The organism is Schaalia sp. lx-100 (genome assembly GCF_021083625.1).
GTDB lineage: Bacteria > Actinomycetota > Actinomycetes > Actinomycetales > Actinomycetaceae > Pauljensenia.
Window position 1 is genome coordinate 133651 of the sequence record NZ_JAJNRP010000001.1, and the last position, 18454, is coordinate 152104.

At 49.1% G+C, this 18454-nt stretch carries 16 protein-coding genes; 9 read left to right on the forward strand and 7 right to left on the reverse strand.

The window, feature by feature from the left end:
- Window positions 1–2: 2 nt before the first annotated feature.
- Together mtrB and mtrA are read right to left on the reverse strand one after the other, a co-directional pair.
- A complete protein-coding gene (gene mtrB / locus LRP54_RS00535; protein ID WP_231234597.1) occupies window positions 3–1622 on the reverse strand; it encodes an MtrAB system histidine kinase MtrB in 1620 nt (539 codons plus the stop codon).
- Window positions 1612–2292 carry an MtrAB system response regulator MtrA gene (gene mtrA, locus LRP54_RS00540; protein ID WP_231205391.1) on the reverse strand — a complete coding sequence of 227 codons (681 nt, stop codon included), beginning with the start codon at window positions 2290–2292 and terminating at the stop codon, window positions 1612–1614. The genes mtrB and mtrA overlap by 11 nt, the downstream gene beginning before the upstream one ends.
- A 243-nt stretch (window positions 2293–2535) precedes the next feature.
- On the opposite strand from mtrA, the gene LRP54_RS00545 reads away from it, so the two are divergent.
- Genes LRP54_RS00545 through LRP54_RS00565 form a run of 5 tightly spaced genes read left to right on the forward strand, consistent with a single transcriptional unit; the run spans window position 2536 to window position 8014 of the window.
- Window positions 2536–3753 carry a glycerophosphoryl diester phosphodiesterase membrane domain-containing protein gene (locus LRP54_RS00545; RefSeq protein ID WP_231234598.1) on the forward strand — a complete coding sequence of 406 codons (1218 nt, stop codon included), beginning with the start codon at window positions 2536–2538 and terminating at the stop codon, window positions 3751–3753.
- A gap of 2 nt (window positions 3754–3755) precedes the next feature.
- Window positions 3756–4397, forward strand: a complete 642-nt coding sequence (locus LRP54_RS00550; RefSeq protein WP_231234599.1) for a DUF4129 domain-containing protein — start codon at window positions 3756–3758, stop codon at window positions 4395–4397.
- Complete coding sequence (locus LRP54_RS00555) at window positions 4394–5536, forward strand: DUF4350 domain-containing protein (RefSeq protein ID WP_231234600.1); 1143 nt, start codon at window positions 4394–4396, stop codon at window positions 5534–5536. The genes LRP54_RS00550 and LRP54_RS00555 overlap by 4 nt, the downstream gene beginning before the upstream one ends.
- Window positions 5529–6620, forward strand: coding sequence for an AAA family ATPase (locus LRP54_RS00560; protein ID WP_231234601.1), 1092 nt, complete (start codon window positions 5529–5531; stop codon window positions 6618–6620). The genes LRP54_RS00555 and LRP54_RS00560 overlap by 8 nt, the downstream gene beginning before the upstream one ends.
- Window positions 6620–8014, forward strand: a complete 1395-nt coding sequence (locus tag LRP54_RS00565; protein ID WP_231234602.1) for a DUF58 domain-containing protein — start codon at window positions 6620–6622, stop codon at window positions 8012–8014. Before LRP54_RS00560 ends, LRP54_RS00565 begins: the two co-directional genes overlap by 1 nt.
- Window positions 8015–8046: 32 nt before the next feature.
- Here LRP54_RS00565 and LRP54_RS00570 read toward each other — a convergent pair whose 3' ends face one another.
- Window positions 8047–9039 carry a stage II sporulation protein M gene (locus tag LRP54_RS00570; RefSeq protein ID WP_231234603.1) on the reverse strand — a complete coding sequence of 331 codons (993 nt, stop codon included), beginning with the start codon at window positions 9037–9039 and terminating at the stop codon, window positions 8047–8049.
- 18 nt (window positions 9040–9057) lie between these two features.
- Between LRP54_RS00570 and LRP54_RS00575 the strand changes: the two genes are divergently transcribed.
- Window positions 9058–9906 carry an RDD family protein gene (locus LRP54_RS00575; RefSeq protein ID WP_231234604.1) on the forward strand — a complete coding sequence of 283 codons (849 nt, stop codon included), beginning with the start codon at window positions 9058–9060 and terminating at the stop codon, window positions 9904–9906.
- Here LRP54_RS00575 and LRP54_RS00580 read toward each other — a convergent pair.
- Window positions 9893–10423 carry a DUF3499 domain-containing protein gene (locus LRP54_RS00580; protein ID WP_231205399.1) on the reverse strand — a complete coding sequence of 177 codons (531 nt, stop codon included), beginning with the start codon at window positions 10421–10423 and terminating at the stop codon, window positions 9893–9895. The genes LRP54_RS00575 and LRP54_RS00580 overlap by 14 nt on opposite strands.
- Before the next feature lie 49 nt (window positions 10424–10472).
- Here LRP54_RS00580 and LRP54_RS00585 point away from each other — a divergent pair, with 49 nt between their 5' ends.
- The gene (locus LRP54_RS00585) at window positions 10473–10895 is read left to right on the forward strand and encodes a metallopeptidase family protein (RefSeq protein WP_231205400.1); all 423 of its coding nucleotides are present in this window, start codon (window positions 10473–10475) and stop codon (window positions 10893–10895) included.
- 194 nt (window positions 10896–11089) lie between these two features.
- Here LRP54_RS00585 and LRP54_RS00590 read toward each other — a convergent pair whose 3' ends face one another.
- Window positions 11090–11386, reverse strand: a complete 297-nt coding sequence (locus LRP54_RS00590; protein WP_331274740.1) for a WhiB family transcriptional regulator — start codon at window positions 11384–11386, stop codon at window positions 11090–11092.
- A gap of 268 nt (window positions 11387–11654) precedes the next feature.
- Here LRP54_RS00590 and LRP54_RS00595 point away from each other — a divergent pair, with 268 nt between their 5' ends.
- Complete coding sequence (locus tag LRP54_RS00595; protein WP_231234605.1) at window positions 11655–12476, forward strand: hypothetical protein; 822 nt, start codon at window positions 11655–11657, stop codon at window positions 12474–12476.
- 52 nt (window positions 12477–12528) lie between these two features.
- On the opposite strand, the gene glf is transcribed toward LRP54_RS00595, so the two are convergent.
- Together glf and rfbB are read right to left on the reverse strand one after the other, a co-directional pair.
- On the reverse strand, window positions 12529–13689 hold the full coding sequence (glf, locus tag LRP54_RS00600) for a UDP-galactopyranose mutase (protein ID WP_231234606.1): 1161 nt from the start codon (window positions 13687–13689) through the stop codon (window positions 12529–12531).
- A 249-nt stretch (window positions 13690–13938) separates the two neighbouring features.
- Entirely contained in the window at window positions 13939–14946 is a 1008-nt protein-coding gene (gene rfbB / locus LRP54_RS00605) for a dTDP-glucose 4,6-dehydratase (RefSeq protein WP_231205403.1), read from the reverse strand.
- Window positions 14947–15086: 140 nt separating this feature from the next.
- Here rfbB and LRP54_RS00610 point away from each other — a divergent pair, with 140 nt between their 5' ends.
- A complete protein-coding gene (locus tag LRP54_RS00610; RefSeq protein ID WP_231234607.1) occupies window positions 15087–18404 on the forward strand; it encodes an N-acetylmuramoyl-L-alanine amidase in 3318 nt (1105 codons plus the stop codon).
- Window positions 18405–18454: the final 50 nt, after the last annotated feature.

The following is an 18454-nucleotide window of genomic DNA, read 5'->3' on the forward strand; positions in this document are numbered from 1 at the left end:
GCCTATTCTTCTTCCCATAAAACTAAAGGATGTGTACGCACGGGTTTGCCTGCGCTTACTGGAAGCGTCATCACAAAAGAAGCACCCTGTCCTGGCTGCCCATACGCTTGAAGTATTCCTCCGTGCAGTGCCACATCTTCACGGGCAATTGACAGACCAAGGCCGGTACCTCCTGTTGTACGTGTACGCGCCGGATCTGCACGATAGAAACGGTCAAAAACTCTCTGCGCAGTTTCAGGAGTCATTCCTATTCCATAATCACGTACACGCACGGCAACAGCCTCATTATCACAGGCCACGTCAATCATCACATCAGTTTTTTCTGCATGTTCTAATGCATTGACCAGTAGGTTCCTGAGCACCCGTTCAATACGCCGCGCATCAGCTTCTGCAGCACACTGCTCATGAGGAAGATGCACGCGAACACGTACATCTAATTTTTGAGCTAGTTCTTCATGAGCAGCTACTACTTTTTCAACCAGCAGACGCATATCGCATATCTCAAGATCAAGCAGAGCTGCTTGCGCATCGTAACGGGAAATTTCAAGGAGATCTGCAAGCATTGATTCAAAACGTTCCACTTGCCCGTGAAGAAGTTCGACGGAACGTTTTGCAGCAGGTCCCAAAGATTCACGATCGTCGTAAATCATTTCTTCAGCCATACGGATTGTTGTCAGAGGGGTACGTAATTCATGGGAAACATCTGATACAAAACGCTGCTGAAATTTCGATAGCATGTCGTATTCGTTGATTTTTTCTTGCAGTGAAGCCGCCATGTTATTGAAAGCATGTGCCAGGTCACTCATTTCGTCACTCCCTGATTCAGGGACGCGTACGGTCAGGTTACCGCCTGCAAGTTCAGTAGCAGCTGATGCTGTGCGGCGTACAGGTCGCATAAGGTGATGGAGCATCCAAAATGCGCCGATTGGCACGGCGATAAGCAAAGGGGTTGAAGCTAAAATGAGGACATTCATCACCGTATCAATCATTGCTTGATCGTGACCTAATGAATACACAATATAAAGGCCATGTGTTCCCGCACGTGGCAAATTTACTGTTTTCCCCACTAAGATTGCCGGTAGTGAATCAGACGCATTCCCTAAAGCAGGGCCAATATCTACCGACTGCCACTGAGCATGTGACGATTCAATAACTGCTGTACGAAATTCTGATGAAATCACCGGTTCCATAGCAGGATCCGCAATTTCGTTAATACGGATTCCTTGCCCATCATGCTCAGAACGCAACAAAAGCACAGAAACAGCCCCCGCACCGGCAGCAGAGGAACGGATTGATTCAACGACCTGTCGGGCAGTTTCTTGTACTTGATCGCTATTTGAAGCAGTTGATTGGTCAAAAAAACCCTGTGCCACCGAAAAACGAACAGATGCATCTTCAAGAACCTGAGTGCGCCTGGCTTCAAAAACATTAGTCCGCATTTGGGTTGATACAGCTGCACCAAAAAGGACGATCGCTAAAACACCTGCAACAGTTAATGTGACTGCCGCGCGCAAAGATAAAGAAGAACGAATGGCATGAAACCAACGCCACTTCGCCACTGATGTCCACACTAAAAGCAGTCGATCGCATATTGCGCGGACGCTCATTCGGCTATGAAGCATTTCCTGCTCGGTAACCGACGCCTCGTACCGTCACAACGAGTTCAGGTTTTTCAGGATCACGTTCAATTTTGGAACGTAGACGTTGCACATGCACATTCACTAGGCGCGTATCGGCTGCATGACGATAACCCCAGACTTTTTCCAGAAGCTCCTCGCGGGAAAAAACACGCCAAGGCGCACGCGTCAAAGCAACAAGTAAATCAAATTCAAGTGGCGTCAATGAAATAACTTCACCATTTCGTCGAACCGTATGCCCTTGAACATCAATAACAAGGGGACCTAAAGAGAGGTGTTCTTCACCTGAGTCTTCCCGCCCACGCAGTCGAGCCTTCACTCGCGCTACCAGTTCCTTTGGCTTGAAGGGTTTAGGAACATAGTCATCGGCTCCTGCTTCAAGTCCTGCAACAACATCTGTCGTGTCGGAACGGGCAGTGAGCATCACAATTGGCACATCGGATTCACGTCGGATTCTACGACAAATTTCAATGCCGTCCATCCCTGGGAGCATTAAATCAAGCAGAATAAGATCGGGTGCTATTTGATGAAAGTAGTCAATCGCAGCACTGCCGTCAGCACATTCAGAAACTGAAAATCCTTCAGATTCCAACACGATACCAATCATCTCTGCTAAAGCAACATCATCATCAATTACTAGGATCCGAGATCTCATATACAGATCGTGTCATGACTTGGGCTTTATTGCACGCAAGTTGGACAAAAAAATATGATTTTGCGTTTTCTTTACCTTTTTCTCCGTCGTCCCTCTCCTTCTTATCAGATCATCGGTACCCTTCCCATAGAAGTATCAGTACACACCCCTGATGCTCCACACAGGCAATAAGACACAGCAAGACATGTTCACTTTTGTTGATTATTCTGTGAATAGCAACGCAAGATACTGAGGGAGATACTCATGACGGACCCGAACATCCCTGAAAATCCTTGGAAAAATCCTCATTCTGTACCTCCTGAGCCATCTATGACTTCTCCCGAATCCCCAAAGTTTCAAGGATTTACTGCTCCGGCAGCACCACAAAACTCTCCTGCTGCCAAATATGGAAGCACAGCACAACCTCAGTGGGGCACATCAGAGCAGACTCCCCCACCACATGACCCATCCCAGTCTTTACCAGAACAGGCAGGCCCTTGGTCAACGACCCCCCAAGATCAACAATGGGCGGGCGCTCAATCCTGGGTTCAGGCAGCACGCCCAGGAATCATACCGCTACGACCACTCAATATTGCTGAACTTTTTGAAGGAACTTTCAGAGCAATACGATCAAATCCAGTGGTGATGTTCGGTTTCTCTGTCGCTATCATGGCGGTTCTTGCCTTCCTCAACGCATTTTTAAATTACTGGTTTTTCGGTTCTTTCTTGAACTACCTAGAAAATCCCACCGGTAGCGTTGATGACATGCTCACAGAAGTAGCAGCAGGTTTTTCGCACCTTATTGTTGGTGGAATTGGAGTGCAATTCCTGACCTTTATTGCTACCAGTGTTCTTCAAGGCATACTGGCTATGTCTGTCAGTGAGGCTGTTCTTGGGCGTCTGATCACTTTCGGGGAAGCATGGGATCGTATGCGTCCACATGTGGTTTCAATTTTAGGTGCAACCTTTATGGTGTCCCTTATTTCAGGAATCCCTGTGGCCTTCATGGTCCTGATCCTTGTTATATGCATTTTCATTGGACAATTTGAAATATGGATATCCGTACTCATCGGTATTATCGGGGTCATTGCACTCTTGCTGTTTATGCTTTTCTTAGCCATGCGCTTGATCTACACTCCAACGATCGTGGCTATCGAAGGACAAAAAGTTTTCCCCGCTTTGAAACGCTCATGGGAACTCACACGCGGCGCTTTTTGGGCCACACTGGGCCGCTACGTGCTTATCACTCTAGCGATCGCAGCAGCAAGTGGTGTTATTTCAACCGTTATCAGCACATTCGGCGCACTTCTGATGATTGTGATGCCCCCAGCCATAGCGATGGTCGTCCTCAATTTCATCAGCACTTTACTTACTGCCATTGTTATTCCACTGACAGCTGCATACATCACACTCATGTATCTTGATCGTCGTATGCGCATTGAAGGGCTCGCCACACGACTTGCACAGGCTGCGAGTATGTAACCATGTGGCTACCGTATGAGGAACCAACCCCTGACCAAGACGAAGCACAACGATGGGTAAGTGAAGAACTTTCCCGTCCTGAATATGGAACCGAGCTCAACCCTCTTACTCGTTTCATTCGATGGCTTCTCAAAGCCCTCAGTGACGGCTTTTTCCAAGGAACATGGCATCCACCGATTTCTCTTGTACTTCTCTTAGTTTTCTTTGTTTTCCTCATTGTCCTCATTGTTGTCATTGTCATTAATCCAATACGTGTAAAGAAAAAGCACATATCATCCGCTGTTTTTGGTGACGAAAAACTGACCATCGACGAAGCCCGTGCTCATTTGGCTGCCGCTGAAAATTCGCAAGAATGGAATGAAGCCTACATATGGGCTTTCCGGTTAATGGTTCTTACACTGGCTCAAGATCATCACATTCATGACGGTCCCGGTGTCACAGCACGTGAAGTTGCCCTCGCATTAACTACGGCTACACCTCAACACAGTGATGCTCTTAATCATGCGGCTAAGCTTTTTGACGCTGTGCGTTACGGTGACGAAAATGCGCAAAATACTGACGTCACCCTTCTTATCCAACTCACACAAAATATTTACGCAAATATTCGCGCTTCTTATACCGCTCAAGATGGTGAACGACCATGACACGAAAAAGCGCGATACTCCTCGCACCAGCACCACGAGTACTGTGGAAGAAAATCCGACAAATACTTGCCGTTATCACAATTACCCTATGCGCAGGTATCATCACATTCTTCTACACCGCAGATTCTTTTGATAAAACTCCTTTGTCCCCTGACAATCCCGGACCACAAGGAGCACGCGCCCTCGTACAAGTCTTACGTGAACACGGTGTGAAAGTACATGTCGCATCTTCTGCCCGTGACGCTTTAGTACACGCTCAAAAAGATCACACAATCTTGGTAGTTCCCCACCCGTGGAAAATGCCTCATGAAATTTCTGAAGCCTTCGCTGATCTTCCTTCAATGACGTACATAGGTCTACAACAAATGTACGATCCTCCTTTTCCTGGTGTCACCGTATATCCAAGCCGTTCAACAGCCTCAGAATTTCACGCTTCGTGCGATCTACCTGCTGCGCAACGTGCACGCACACTCTCGTCCAGCACCTATGGTGTTCAGCTGAGCGACCCAAACTGGATAGGCTGTTTCCCTTTGGAAGAAGACGTGTATACCTATGCTGAAGGCACACTTCAAGGGAAATGGCGTGCTCTTTTCAGCGATTCATCCATCGTTACCAATCAAAAGATAGCCGAACACGGAAATGCTTCCTTAGCGATCAGCACTCTTGGCCGCACCGGATCTATAGTCTGGTACACACCTTCCCCCGCAGATACTCTGGATGAGTTACCTGATTTAACCCCGCCTTTCCTTATCCCCATGCTCTTTTTACTTGGCGTAGCCCTTCTTGCCTATGGATGCGCGCGCGGACAACGATTAGGTAGGCTCGTCTGCGAAGATATCCCCACCCCGGTTCCGAGCGCCGAAACAGTTATTGGACGCGCTCGATTACTAAAACAGTCCGGCGATTATGGCTATGCTGCTCATCTTCTCCGAGTGAAAACTGCTGAAAAACTCGCTTCTTCACTTGGCATAGCTCATTGCGCTGCTCCTGAAGAACTCCACGCAGCTCTCACTCGACAAGGTATTGATGAACACCTCACATATCACTTATTGTGGGGTAAAGCACCTGAAACTGAAAAAGAATTCCTTGCCCTTGCTCATTCTCTCAACGAATTAGAAGAAAGTATTTCTCATGACTGATCAGCCTTTTACCCCCACTCCTCAGGATAATTCCAGTGTGTTGAATACTGCTTCTTCTCTCAGCCCTGCTACTGAACCCGTGCCAACACAGGAAACACCTACCTCATCTGTTTCTCCTGTTCTTACCCCACAAGCGCAGGAAGCACGTGAAGCGTTCTTCCGTTTACGTACACAGATCGCTAAAGCCGTCGTCGGACAAGAAGGCGCTGTCACAGGTCTGGTCATTGCCCTCATTGCAGGTGGACATGCTTTGCTGGAAGGTGTTCCTGGAGTGGCGAAAACCTTGCTTGTGCGCACTATGGCAACAGCGCTCAATGTGAATATGTCTCGTGTGCAATTTACTCCTGACCTCATGCCCGCTGATATCACTGGCTCTATGGTCTGGGATTCGGGGACTTCCTCTTTCACATTTAGGCCGGGGCCTGTATTTACCAATTTGCTTCTTGCAGATGAAATTAACCGTACTCCTCCTAAAACTCAGTCGGCTTTGCTTGAAGCAATGGAAGAACACCAGGTATCCATTGATGGCCACACCCATCCCCTAGATTTTCCTTTCATGGTGATCGCTACACAAAATCCTGTGGAATATGAGGGCACTTATCCGTTACCTGAAGCACAACTTGATCGTTTCCTCGTCAAACTTGATTTGTCGCTACCCAGTCGTGAAGAAGAAATTCACGTACTTGCTCGCCATCAAGAAGGTTTCGACCCGCTTGAGCTAACAAAAGCAGGTATTGAAGCTGTTGCTTCACCTGAACATATTTTTGCTGCACGTCAAGCAGCTTCACGTATTGAAGTATCGCCCGCAGTTTTGACCTATATGGTGGATCTTGTTCGCGCGACACGTACCTCACCGTCTGTTCGCTTAGGAGTTTCACCGCGTGGAGCAACAGCTTTGCTTCGGACCAGTCGCGTCTGGGCTTTCCTTCAAGGACGTGCCTATGTTACGCCAGATGACGTAAAAGATATGGCTATCAGCACCTTAGCTCACCGCATGAGTGTACGTGCTGAAGCCGATCTTGAAGGGATCAGTGCGCGCACAGTACTTGAAGGACTACTGACAACCGTTGCGGTGCCACGCTAATGGCTTTATCGTGGCGTACAGCAGTCCTTATAGCCTGCGGAATCTTCCTGCTCATATTTTCCCCCACACTTTCAACAGCATGGGGGTGGATCTTCCTGTCACTTACTCTGGCGCTCATTGATGCTGTATGCGCGCTTTCTCCTCGTGAGTTTCGTATAGAACGTCATGTCAAAGACAATATACGTGCAGACCAGAGCACAACATGTGACCTATGGATTGAGAACCCTACTCGTCGCGGCGTAACACTCACTATCCGTGATGCCTGGCCGCCTTCGATGCAGCCAACACCCTCACGCCACCATATTCGTTTAGCTGCACATGATCGTGTGCGTGTCACTACTGTGCTCTCTCCCAAACGACGGGGAACACGCCGTTGTGATCGCATCACCATTCGCGTCTGGGGGCCTTTAGGTTTAGCCGCACGCCAAGTCTCTTTATCGGCACCGGCATCTATTGCAGTTCTTCCTGAATTTCGTGCAAGAAAATTACTGCCTTCACGTCTTGCACGCTTACATGAGTTGGAAGGAAGCACAGCTGTTGTTTTACGAGGTCCTGGCACAGAATTTGATTCACTGCGCACCTATGTGCGCGGTGATGATCCGCGCGATATTGATTGGCGAGCCTCAGCTCGTTCACAGGATTTAATAGTTCGCACCTGGCGGCCAGAACGTGATCGGCATGTGGTTATTATTGTTGACTGCGGGCGTTCCGGCGCTCTGTTATTAGGCGCTCCTGAGCATTCTTCTAACGCCGATGCCCTTGATCTCGGTGCCACACCACGTATGGATGCCAGCATTGAGGCTGCACTTCTTTTAGCGACCCTTGCCGATCGTGCAGGCGACCACGTGCATTTCTTAGCAATGGATCGTTCTATCCGTGCGCGGGTTGATGGGGTGCAAGGTCCAGCCTTGCTACGCCAGTGTGGCCTATCGTTAGCTGATGTCAGTCCTTCGCTGCTCCCAATGGATTGGCAGCGCCTCATCACTGAAGTACGTCGTACAGTGCATCATAAATCCCTTGTGGTTTTGTGCACTGATCTGCCTCCTGCTGGTACAGACCCTCAGCTATATGAAGCTGTCGCTCTTTTAACACGTACTCACACGGTCATTGTGGCCAGCGCTCAAGATCCTACGATCCTTCGCATGGCACAATCACACGATCAGCATAAAAACCACGCTCATACGGCCGATCATTATGAAATGAGTCCAGATACTCCCCCGCCTACCACTGACGTATATGACGTGATTGCAGCTCATGCTGCTTTACGTGAGACACGCGCGGGTGCGCATGAGCTTCAGCGTACAGGAGCTATTGTTATCACTACGGATGCAGGTCTTTTAGCGGCTCACCTATCTGACACTTACCTTGCTTTGAAGAAATCAGGACGTTTGTGATGGTTTTCCAGCGCAAGTAAAACCGAAACCCATTAGCCAGCCGTCACGTAATCGTAGCCCGCGTCTTTTTCAATATCCCCGCTGTAGCCCGCCATATAAGCACGTCGCCCAAGGACGCAGATATACAGAGCTAAGGCAATCACAACGAGGGAACCAGCTGTTATTTTCACAGCATCCGGTAAAGATGAGGGGGTAACAAACCCTTCAAGCATCCCTGAAATGAAGAGGAGGATCACTAAGCCTCCGGCTACTGTCACCATTGTTCGTCCAGCCTGAGCAACCGCTCGCATACGTGTAAGTGAGCCTGGAACGATAAGTGCCCAAAAAATACGTAAACCGGCTGCTCCTGAAATAAAAACTGCTGTCAGTTCAGGAAGCCCATGCGGCAAAATGAAACGGAAGAAATGCCACACTCCACCAAATTGGATCACAATGGCAGCCGTTGTCCCAATAGAAGCCGCATTTGCGAAAAGAACTTGAATTGGATAGAAACCTGTGATTCCAGCACCCACGCATTGTAAAGCGATAAAAGCATTGTTAAACCACACAGAAATACCAAATTCTGCGCTTGTATCTTGGCTGTAATATTTGACGAAAGATTTTTGAGCATAGCTTTTCAGAGCTTCTTCAGACCCTAAATATGCAAAGTATGATGGATGCCACAGTATCCAGAGGGCATGTGCGGAGGAAACGAGAAGAAAAACCGTTGTCACCCCCACAATCCACCAACGAATCTGATACAAAGCAGCAGGTAAAACCAGGCAAAACCACCGTGAAATCGCTTCTATAGACCCGCCCGTTGTACCTGTTAAACGCGCACGTGCTTGCGCAAGATCACGAGATAAACGACGAGTGATATCCGGGTCTGCCATCAAAGTCTTTACTTCAGCCAAATCCGCAGTTCCCTGCTGATATAAGGCAGTCAGTTCCTCAATTTCTTTCCCATCCAAACGACGACGACGCGACAGTTCATGTAACCGTTGCCAGTTCGTGCTGTGAGCAACTTCGAGCGCTTCTATGTTCACTCCGCTAGCGTGTCATATATGATCGATTCTCGCTCAACTAACCGCACTGTGTATCGACGAATACCTGACGAATCTATTGTGACCGGCGCGGCTGTTGAACTCGATATTCATCCGGCTTCTCCGTTAGTGCGTATTGCAGCAACTTTTACTGATATTGGTCTGGGAATACTCGCTTCGATTGTTTTTGTGCGCGTATTCTTTTTTCACCTTGATAATGCCAGTCAATCACTTACACGGACACTATTCATTGCCCTTTTTGTCACGCTCGCCCTCATCATTCCTTTTTGTGTGGAGTTATGTACACGTGGTTCTTCTTTAGGAAAATGGGCTTTCGGTTTGCGCGTGGTACGTGATGATGGCGGCGTTATTACTGCTCGTCATGTCGCTATGCGCACTCTCGTTGGTCTGATGGATGTGTGGATTTCTTTCGGCGCTTTGGCACTCATCAGTGCAATTGTTTCGCCGCGCGGTAAACGTTTGGGAGATTTTGCTGCGGGCACGATTGTGGTTGCTGAACCTGAGTCATATGCGTATCCCCCTATTCTTATGCCTCCGGATTTGGCACAATGGGCATCGACTGCTCAAATTCTGCCAATTTCATCTGAGCTTCACCGCGAGGTTTTAGGCTTCTTGCGCACGAATCGGATCTTACAGCCTGCTATGCGTTCACAGGCTGCTGAATCATTGGCTCAACGTGTAAGTACCTCAGTTGCCCCGCTACCACCGCAGGGTACCCATCCTGAACGTTTCCTCGCGGCTGTTCTGGTTGTCTTACGTGATCGGGAGTGTCAGCGCCTCTGGCAGCAAGAAAAGAGTGCTCAGCAACGTCGAGCACACGCAATGCGTACACCTTTTAACGTGTCGTAGTATCGTCGTCTTTTTCTTCAGGGACTATGCGAAATTGATCGCGGCGTTTAGCCCACGGGGATTGCGGATCAAGTGGACTGCGGTGAGCATCTTCGATCTGTGCGCTTTGGTCGGTGCTGTTGCTGCGGGGCTGGGCAAAAGGACCATATTCGATTTCATGAGGCTCAGGTGGTGTTGTACGTGAACGGTGTTCGTGGAGGGAATGTACTGTTGCATTGTTGTGATTATCTGCAGTCGTACGTGGAGATTGTGCTGCTTGGCGTACTGCATTTACAAGAGCCATGAGGTCGTCCTCTGAAGGCTCAGCTGGTTCAAAAGTTGTGTGAAGTCGAACAACTTGCCATCCACGTGGCACGGTGAGATGTTCTGCGTGAAGTTCGCAGAGATCATATGTGTGCGGTTCAGCAGCTGTTGCCAAAGGACCTAAAACCGCCGTTGATTCATGGTAGTCGTATGTCAGGGTCGCTACAGACTGACGAGTACACCCTGGTTTGGAACAATGTCGAACCGAAATCACCGAACTACTCTATGCTACTTCATAGATTTCTGAGCGATAGAGTGAGGGGGTGTCCGTAGCATTGCATCGTTCTCCTTTTCGTGATCGTCATGGTCGCGGCCTTCGATATGTGCTTTTCCCTCCTTCAACTCCACGCTGGCGTACACGGCGTGAACATTTTGATGCACTCGTTGCCAGAATCGTCGCAGAACTTACTGAGCGGTGGCCAGCGGTAGGTACCATTGAATTTGCTGTTGAGGATGTTCCTCCTTCGCTTCCTGCGTTTTGGGAGGATTCCACTGTTATTTTGGCGCGTATTTTTCCGGCGGATCGTCGCCGTGGCTTACCTGATCGGATTGTGATTCATCGTCTTCCTGTCCTTCAACGAGTTACTTCCGATCAACTCGCTGTTTTCTTGCGTCGCCTCATCATTGAGCGAATTTCACATATTTTAACTATTCCACCAGATGAGTTAGAAAAAGAACTCTCGTAGGATTTTCCATTCACCGTACTATTGCGCATGCGTGCCGACCAGCTTATGTGTGCGTTGTATTTTATCGGCACTGCTACGAGGTTTTTCCAGGTGGCTTTCCAAAGAAAAAGTGTGTGCTCGGACCTGCACACACTTTTTATGATCGTATTTTCATGTCACGTATTCGAGCTCAGCGCTCACAGACATGTTGTCTTTCATACTGCTGATCGTCGTATTCGTCGCCTTTCGCGTTCTGACAGACCACCCCAGATACCAAATCGTTCGTCATTAGCGAGGGCGTATTCCAAACACTCTGCACGAACTTCGCATGATTGACATACTGCTTTCGCTTCGCGGGTTGAGCCACCTTTTTCCGGAAAGAATGCTTCCGGATCTGTTTGAGCGCATAACGCATGCTGCTGCCATGCCAAAGGACCATCGTCGGCTCCAGCCGTCGATGCGTCAAAGGGGTCAGACCATGTAATAGGTCCGTCTCCAAGGATATTCCACACGAGGTTCTCCTCATTGCGATAAGGCCAATATGAGAATTACACGCGTGTCATTCGTTCAAGTCAAGTGGTATGAGGTATTTGAGATATTGTCATCATTATGAGCAACATGCTGCTATAGGAATATTTTTCCTATTTTCGACAAAGTAGCTCCTTTCTTCCCTTCAGAAAAGTGCTGGAAGCCCTCTTAACAGCACAAAATCCCTATTTCATTTGATGGACTCTTATATGCAGAGTCGCTGACTTCCCTCTCGCACGCTAGGCTCTGAGCATGACGTATCTATCTGATCTCACTCATTCTCTTGCGGGACGACTAGGCCCTTCCCTCACTTTCTACGGTCATGATCGCACAGAGCTGGGAGCTCCAGTAGTTGCGCGTTGGCTATCAAAAACAGCGAATGCCTTGGGGGAAGATTTTTCACCTGCACTCTACGGGGATGATCCTGCAGGGCATGTTCTTATAGATCTTGGCTGCACCTGGCAAAACATTATGTGGAGCGCATCTGCCACGCTCTATGGCTGGTCTGTGTATTACCCTGCAACGGTTTTTCGCCCAGAAAATACGCTACGCACAGATAAAGAAGCTGTAGGTAATGTCATGTCGCACATTCCTTTTTTTGCCTCAGAGCACGTGCAACAGGGGCCGCAACAGCCTGAGCACATGTACGTACCCGAAGATACGTTCCTTAATATTCGCGTACATTCCGATGAAGAATCGGCACTCAGTTATCCGTTTTCTGGCGAATGGGTACTCCTGCAGTGCATCGATCCTCTAACCTACATGTGGCCTGGGCCGTTGCCTGAGAATTGCTCAGATGCGCTCAGTGAGCTGATGTCACATGCGGATTCTGTTGTTGTCCCGCTCCTGGATACGGCACCTCATATCGAAGATGTACTGAACGGCACTATGTCTCATATACCCTCAGATATTTCACGCGTGCTACTACTGAGCGAAGATCCTTACAATGATATGGCACGAATCGTCAATTGCTGGGCACGGGGAATGTCCGTTGTGTTCGTTGATCGCTTTGAATACACCTGCGAGGACGTACAAAGGATTGCCGAATTTGAAAGCGCAACTTTACTTTTGTGAGGTCACGCCTTAAAAGGCGTGAGCCTCCCCTATTTTCAATGTCTGAGCCGTATCAGCGGATGCTGCGGGCATCAAAAATTGGGGCGAGGTCGTTATCGACCATCGTCAGAGCAGAAGCAATAGCCATATGCATATCGAGGTATGCGTAGGTTCCGAGTCGCCCTCCAAAGAAAACATGCTTTTCGTCAGCCATCAGTTCACGGTAAGCGGAAATACGCTGACGATCTTGCGCAGTATTCACCGGGTAGTAGGGTTCGTCACCGTGATCGGCGAAACGTGAAAATTCGCGTGCAATAATCGTGCGATCGGTGCGATAGTCACGTTCGGGGTGGAAGTGCCGGAATTCAATGATGCGCGTGTAGGGAACATCAAGGTCACCATAGTTCATAACGGGGCAGCCTTGGAAGTCACCAATGTCGAGGACTTCTTTCTCGAAATCAACAGTTCGCCACGATAAATCGCCTGCCGAATAGTCGAAGTATCGGTCAACTGGCCCGGTGTATACGATCGGAATTTGACCGGCAACCGCGGCTTTATTTAAGGGGTGGTTCGGGTCGAAGAAGTCTGTATCTAAAACAACGTCAATACGCTCATCGTCAATCATTCGAGTGAGCCATGCGGTATAGCCGTCCGTTGGGAGGCCTTCGTAGGTATCGTTGAAATAGCGATTGTCGTAGGTGTACCTCACAGGTAAACGGGAGATGATGGAAGCCGGAAGGTCGTGAGGATCTGTTTGCCATTGTTTCGCAGTGTAGTTTTTGAAGAATGCTTCAAAGAGGGGGCGGCCGACAAGGGAAATACCTCGTGACTCAAAATCTGTGATGTCTTCGCCGCTTATTTCTGCTGCTTGTTCAGCGATAAGCGCACGAGCTTGTGTCGGAGTTAGGGCGCTGTTGAAGAATTGGTTGATAGTCCCCAGATTCACGGGCATGGGGTAAACCACGCCAGCGACGGTAGTCCACACTTTATGGGTGTAATTGGTGAATGTCGTGAATTGGTTGACGTATTCCCAGACTCGTTTATTTGATGTGTGGAAAAGATGGGCACCGTAGGTATGGACTTCAATTCCGGTGTCGGGATCAATTTCGGAGTATGCATTTCCGCCAATATGGGGACGACGGTCAACGATCGTTACTTTCAGTCCCCAACGTGAAGCGCATTGTTGTGCGACAGTTAAGCCGAAAAGTCCTGAGCCGACAACTATGAGGTCCATGAGGTTTCCTTCCTATTCAGTCACTCTGTCGCAGTTTCATGTACAACCGTGTGCTGCATGTCAGTTGCTCACAACCTACCATGAACTTGTCACGACGCTACGGTGACAAGCGGAGCCGCGCCTGAATCACTTATTGGCAAATTCGGCGATGTAATAGATGTATAGAGGTAAGTGCAGGACTAGCTCGAAGGAGCACTGCTAGGCAATTTTCCTTCATGTAGTCCTGCACTTGAGTGAAGTTTTCAGATTTTATTGTCCTTGAGCAGCATATTTTGCTTCGACAGCTTCTTTTAGTGGCGCCCACCACTGTTCATTATTTCGGTACCATTCGATTGTGTCTGCCAGTCCGGATCGGAAATCTGTGTATTGAGGTTCCCATCCAAGTTCTTCACGGAGTTTCGTTGCATCGATTGCGTAGCGCAGATCATGCCCTGCGCGGTCAGCAACATGATCGTAGTCATCTGCTGAATATCCCATGAGTTCGTTCAGGATATGCACAACTTCTTTGTTTTGCGTTTCACCGTCGGCGCCGATGAGGTAGGTTTCGCCTATACGTCCATGATTGAGGATTTCCCACACTGCGGTGTTGTGATCGCGCACATGGATCCAATCACGCACATTTAGCCCTTCTCCGTAGAGTCGAGGGCGGATACCTCGCAGGCGGTTTGTCACCATACGTGGGATGAATTTTTCAATATGTTGGAACGGCCCATAGTTATTGGAGCAGTTTGAGATGGTTGCTTCGACTCCAAATGATCGCACCCATGCGCGAACCATGAGGTCTGAGCCTGCTTTCGTTGAGGAGTAAGGCGATGAGGGGTTGTATGGTGTTGTTGGTGTAAATTTTGCAGGATCGTCAAGCTCAAGGTCACCGTAAACTTCATCTGTCGAGATGTGATGGAAACGCACATGGTGTCGGCGCACGGCTTCTAATAGCGTGTAGGTTCCCACAAGATTTGTCATGACAAAGGGAGAAGGGTCATTCAGGGAATTATCGTTGTGTGATTCTGCGGCAAAGTGAACGATTGCGTCAGCTTGTGCGGCCAAGGAATCAATAAGGTCTGCGTCAGTGATGTCGCCTTCGATGATATTTAGACGTGCGTTGTGTTCTGGTTGTGTCACCGTTAAGGAGCCGCGGTTACCTGCGTAGGTAAATTTGTCTAGAACTGTGATATCAACCTCAGGATGGTCTTCAAGGAGGGTGTGGACAAAGTTTGCGCCGATGAAACCTGCTCCACCTGTAACAACGATATGCATAAGTAGTACTCCTGCCAGATAAATGCTCTGACTTGATTATGCCGCTTCTGGGCAAAAAACTCCCACGTGACTTTGTGAAATGTTCATGTTATGTTGTATTCACATGTCACATTATCAACATTTGTCACAGGAGTAACATAATGTCTTGGAAAAGACTACTGAGGTTTGCCACACCTACAGTCTTGGTGGCCCTCACTCTGGGCGCTTCCCTTGCATATGCTGCCGATAACGCCCTTGAGGGAAAAACTCCTGTTCGCATACTGCAACTAACCGATGAAGCAGGTAATCCCACTGCAGCAGCCACTGCAGCTTTAGAAACAGTCCCCGCCGGAAATGGCGGCGCCTCCCTGCACTACTTCCAACGCGGAGCGTTATCCTCCACAGGCGAAAATGCTCTTGACGCTCCCCACGATGCCGCGATCTTGACCCAGCCACTGGAAGTCCAAGACTTCACAGTTGCGGGCCTAACATGGACTGGACGCGCAGATCTACCTGAAGGCACATCCATCTATATGCGTGTACGTGAAAATGATGACTGGTCCCCGTGGCATGAGGTCGAAGCCGAAGTTGCTTCAGGGCGTGATGACAATGTAGGACACCCCGGAACTGAACCTTTCATCACCGGCACCGCCGACGGAGTCCAAATTCGTGTGACTGGTAATCCAAATAACCTCCCCCCTGAACTTCAGCTCTCCCTCATCCCCGCACAGCCTTCTGGCACCGTCGCTTTGGAAGACCGTGATCTGGAAACCGTTGAGGCACCTGGCACACCCCTCATCGAAGAAGACAGTGATGCAGACATAGAACTTTCCTCACCTGAGGAAGAAAATTCGCAAAACAGCGACACACCCGATCCCACTCTTTCTCACACCACAGCACTATCGGAACGACTCATTGGACGCATCGGCAGTTTAGGAACCTCGGCTGCAGTAACTTCTGCGCGTAGTATTGCCACATCAATACCTGAGTCCTTGTCCTACGGATTTTTCAGTCGCTCACAATGGCAAGCAGACGAATCAGAAATGACATGGCCACGATCTGAGGCCTACGCACCTTTCGTCGTTGTTCACCACACAGCGGGAACAAATAATTACACACGTGACCAAGCTCCCGGAATCGTTCGAGGTATCTACCATTACCACGCGGTCACCTTAGAGTGGGGCGATATCGGTTACAACTTCCTCGTCGATAAATGGGGACGTGCTTACGAAGGACGTTCCGGATCAGCAGCTGCTCGTAACGGCAAAATGGTTGTAGGCGGCCATTCCTATGGTTTTAACACTGGAACCATGGGGATTTCTATGCTCGGCACGTACAGCACCGTTGCTCCTTCGGAAGCAACACTGGACACAGTTGGCAAACTTGCTGGCGCGCATCTACGAGCAGCAGGCGTAGACCCGATGTCTTCCGGTTCTTTTACAGCTCAAGGTAACAGCGGAAAATACACAGCCGGCCAAGTCGCCTACCTCCCACGTATTTCTGGACACCGCGATAACGGAGCTACCGAATGTCCAGGAAATATGGGATATGCAAAACTCGGAGTCATCCGTTCTATTGCCACTTCAGGCTCAAATTCCTCCCCGGCTGGGCAATGGCAGCAGCTCACAAATTCTCGCGGAGGCACATCATGGTATTACGTGCTCAGCACCGGTCAAAAGCACATCGGCTGGCTGCTATCAGAGGGCACATGGTTTTACTTGGGCTCTGACGGCGCAATGGCAACCGGTTGGCAAAAAATCAACAATAAATGGTATTACTTCAATTCCAATGGTGCGATGGCCACCGGTTGGCAACAAATCGACAGAGTATGGTATTACCTCTCTGATGATGGCGATATGCTCACCGGTTGGCAAAAAATCAACGGAACCTGGTACTACCTTGATTCCAATGGATCAATGGTCACCGGGAAACGTATCATTGACTCAGATCTCTACTACTTCACCGATAGCGGAGCACTAGCCCCACAGGGGTGGCTCAAACTTCAAAACACTTGGTATTGGGTATCCTCCAATGGCGCATTAGCAACCGGTTGGCAAAAAATCAACGGCACCTGGTACTACTTCGACTCCGATAGCACTATGGCAGTTGGAAGGCGTGTCATCAGCGGCAAGATGTACCTTTTCACTGATAGCGGCTCGCAGGCATCCAGTGGTTGGACTCAAGCCAACGGCAAGTGGTACTGGGTATCCTCCAATGGGGAGCTTGTCACCGGTTGGCAAAAAATCAACGGAACCTGGTATTTCTTTGACGTTGATGCCACCATGGTTACCGGCCCGTACATGGTCAATAAAACCACGTATCTTTTTGCCAACAGCGGTGCTCTGAGCGCAGGATGGGTAAAGTATCAAAACGCTTGGTATTTCGCTGATTCCAACGGAGTAGTGACAACCGGTTGGATCAAAGTCGCAGACTACTGGTACTACCTCGAACCTACCGGCATTATGGCCACCGGTTGGAAATCAATAGGAGGATATTGGTTCTTCTTTGATTCCACTGGGGTAATGGCAACCGGTTGGAAGAATATCGGTGGCCTCTGGTATCACTTTGGCTCTAACGGAGGAATGACGACAGGTTGGGCCAAACTTGGAACCTACTGGTATCACTTTGGCTCTAGCGGCGCAATGACAACCGGTTGGATTAAACTCGGGGCCTACTGGTACTACCTTGAACCCAGTGGCGCTATGTCCACCGGCAGCCGAGTTATCAATAACACCACCTACTATTTCGACGAAAATGGAGCGCTCGTTGATTCTGGTTCTGCCGCTCCTGCCAGTGGTTTTAACCCCGCCTTTCTTATATCTGATGCCCAGATGTTTAACGCGCACACAATGTCCACTGGCGCTATCCAACAGTTCTTATCTGAGAAAGGCCGTTCATGTCGTCCAGCTTCTGATGGAACTGCCTGTTTGAAAGATTATCGAATAACGTCATCGACAATGAAGTTCCCCTACTGCGCGTCCTATCAGGGAAGTCCTTCTGAAAGTAGCGCGGAAGTCATTTATAAGGCAGCGCAGGCATGTGGGATTAACCCTCAGGTACTGCTCACCATGCTTCAAAAAGAACAAGGCCTACTTACTGCCAGTGGTAATAGCCTAAGCCAGACTAGGTATAGCAAAGCTATGGGGTATGCGTGTCCTGATTCAGCTCCTTGTTCTTCAGCTTATGCTTCATTCCCTTTGCAGGTATATGGAGCAGCCTCACGCCTTGTGCAGTACGGCGAGGAACCTCATAAATTCAATCATGCAGCCGGACGCACTTCATGGGTGGGATATCACCCGAATGCAAGTTGTGGCGGTTCACGGGTCACTATGGCAAATCGTGCAACTGCGGCTTTGTACAACTACACCCCTTACCAGCCTAATGCTGCCGCATTACGTCACTTAAGCGGCACGGGAGATCAGTGTTCAACGTATGGGAATCGTAATTTCTGGCGGCTTTTCAATGAATGGTTTAGCTAGAACCCGATTCAGAGGGCATAATCAAGAGGAGCAGATTTCACGCAAGCAGG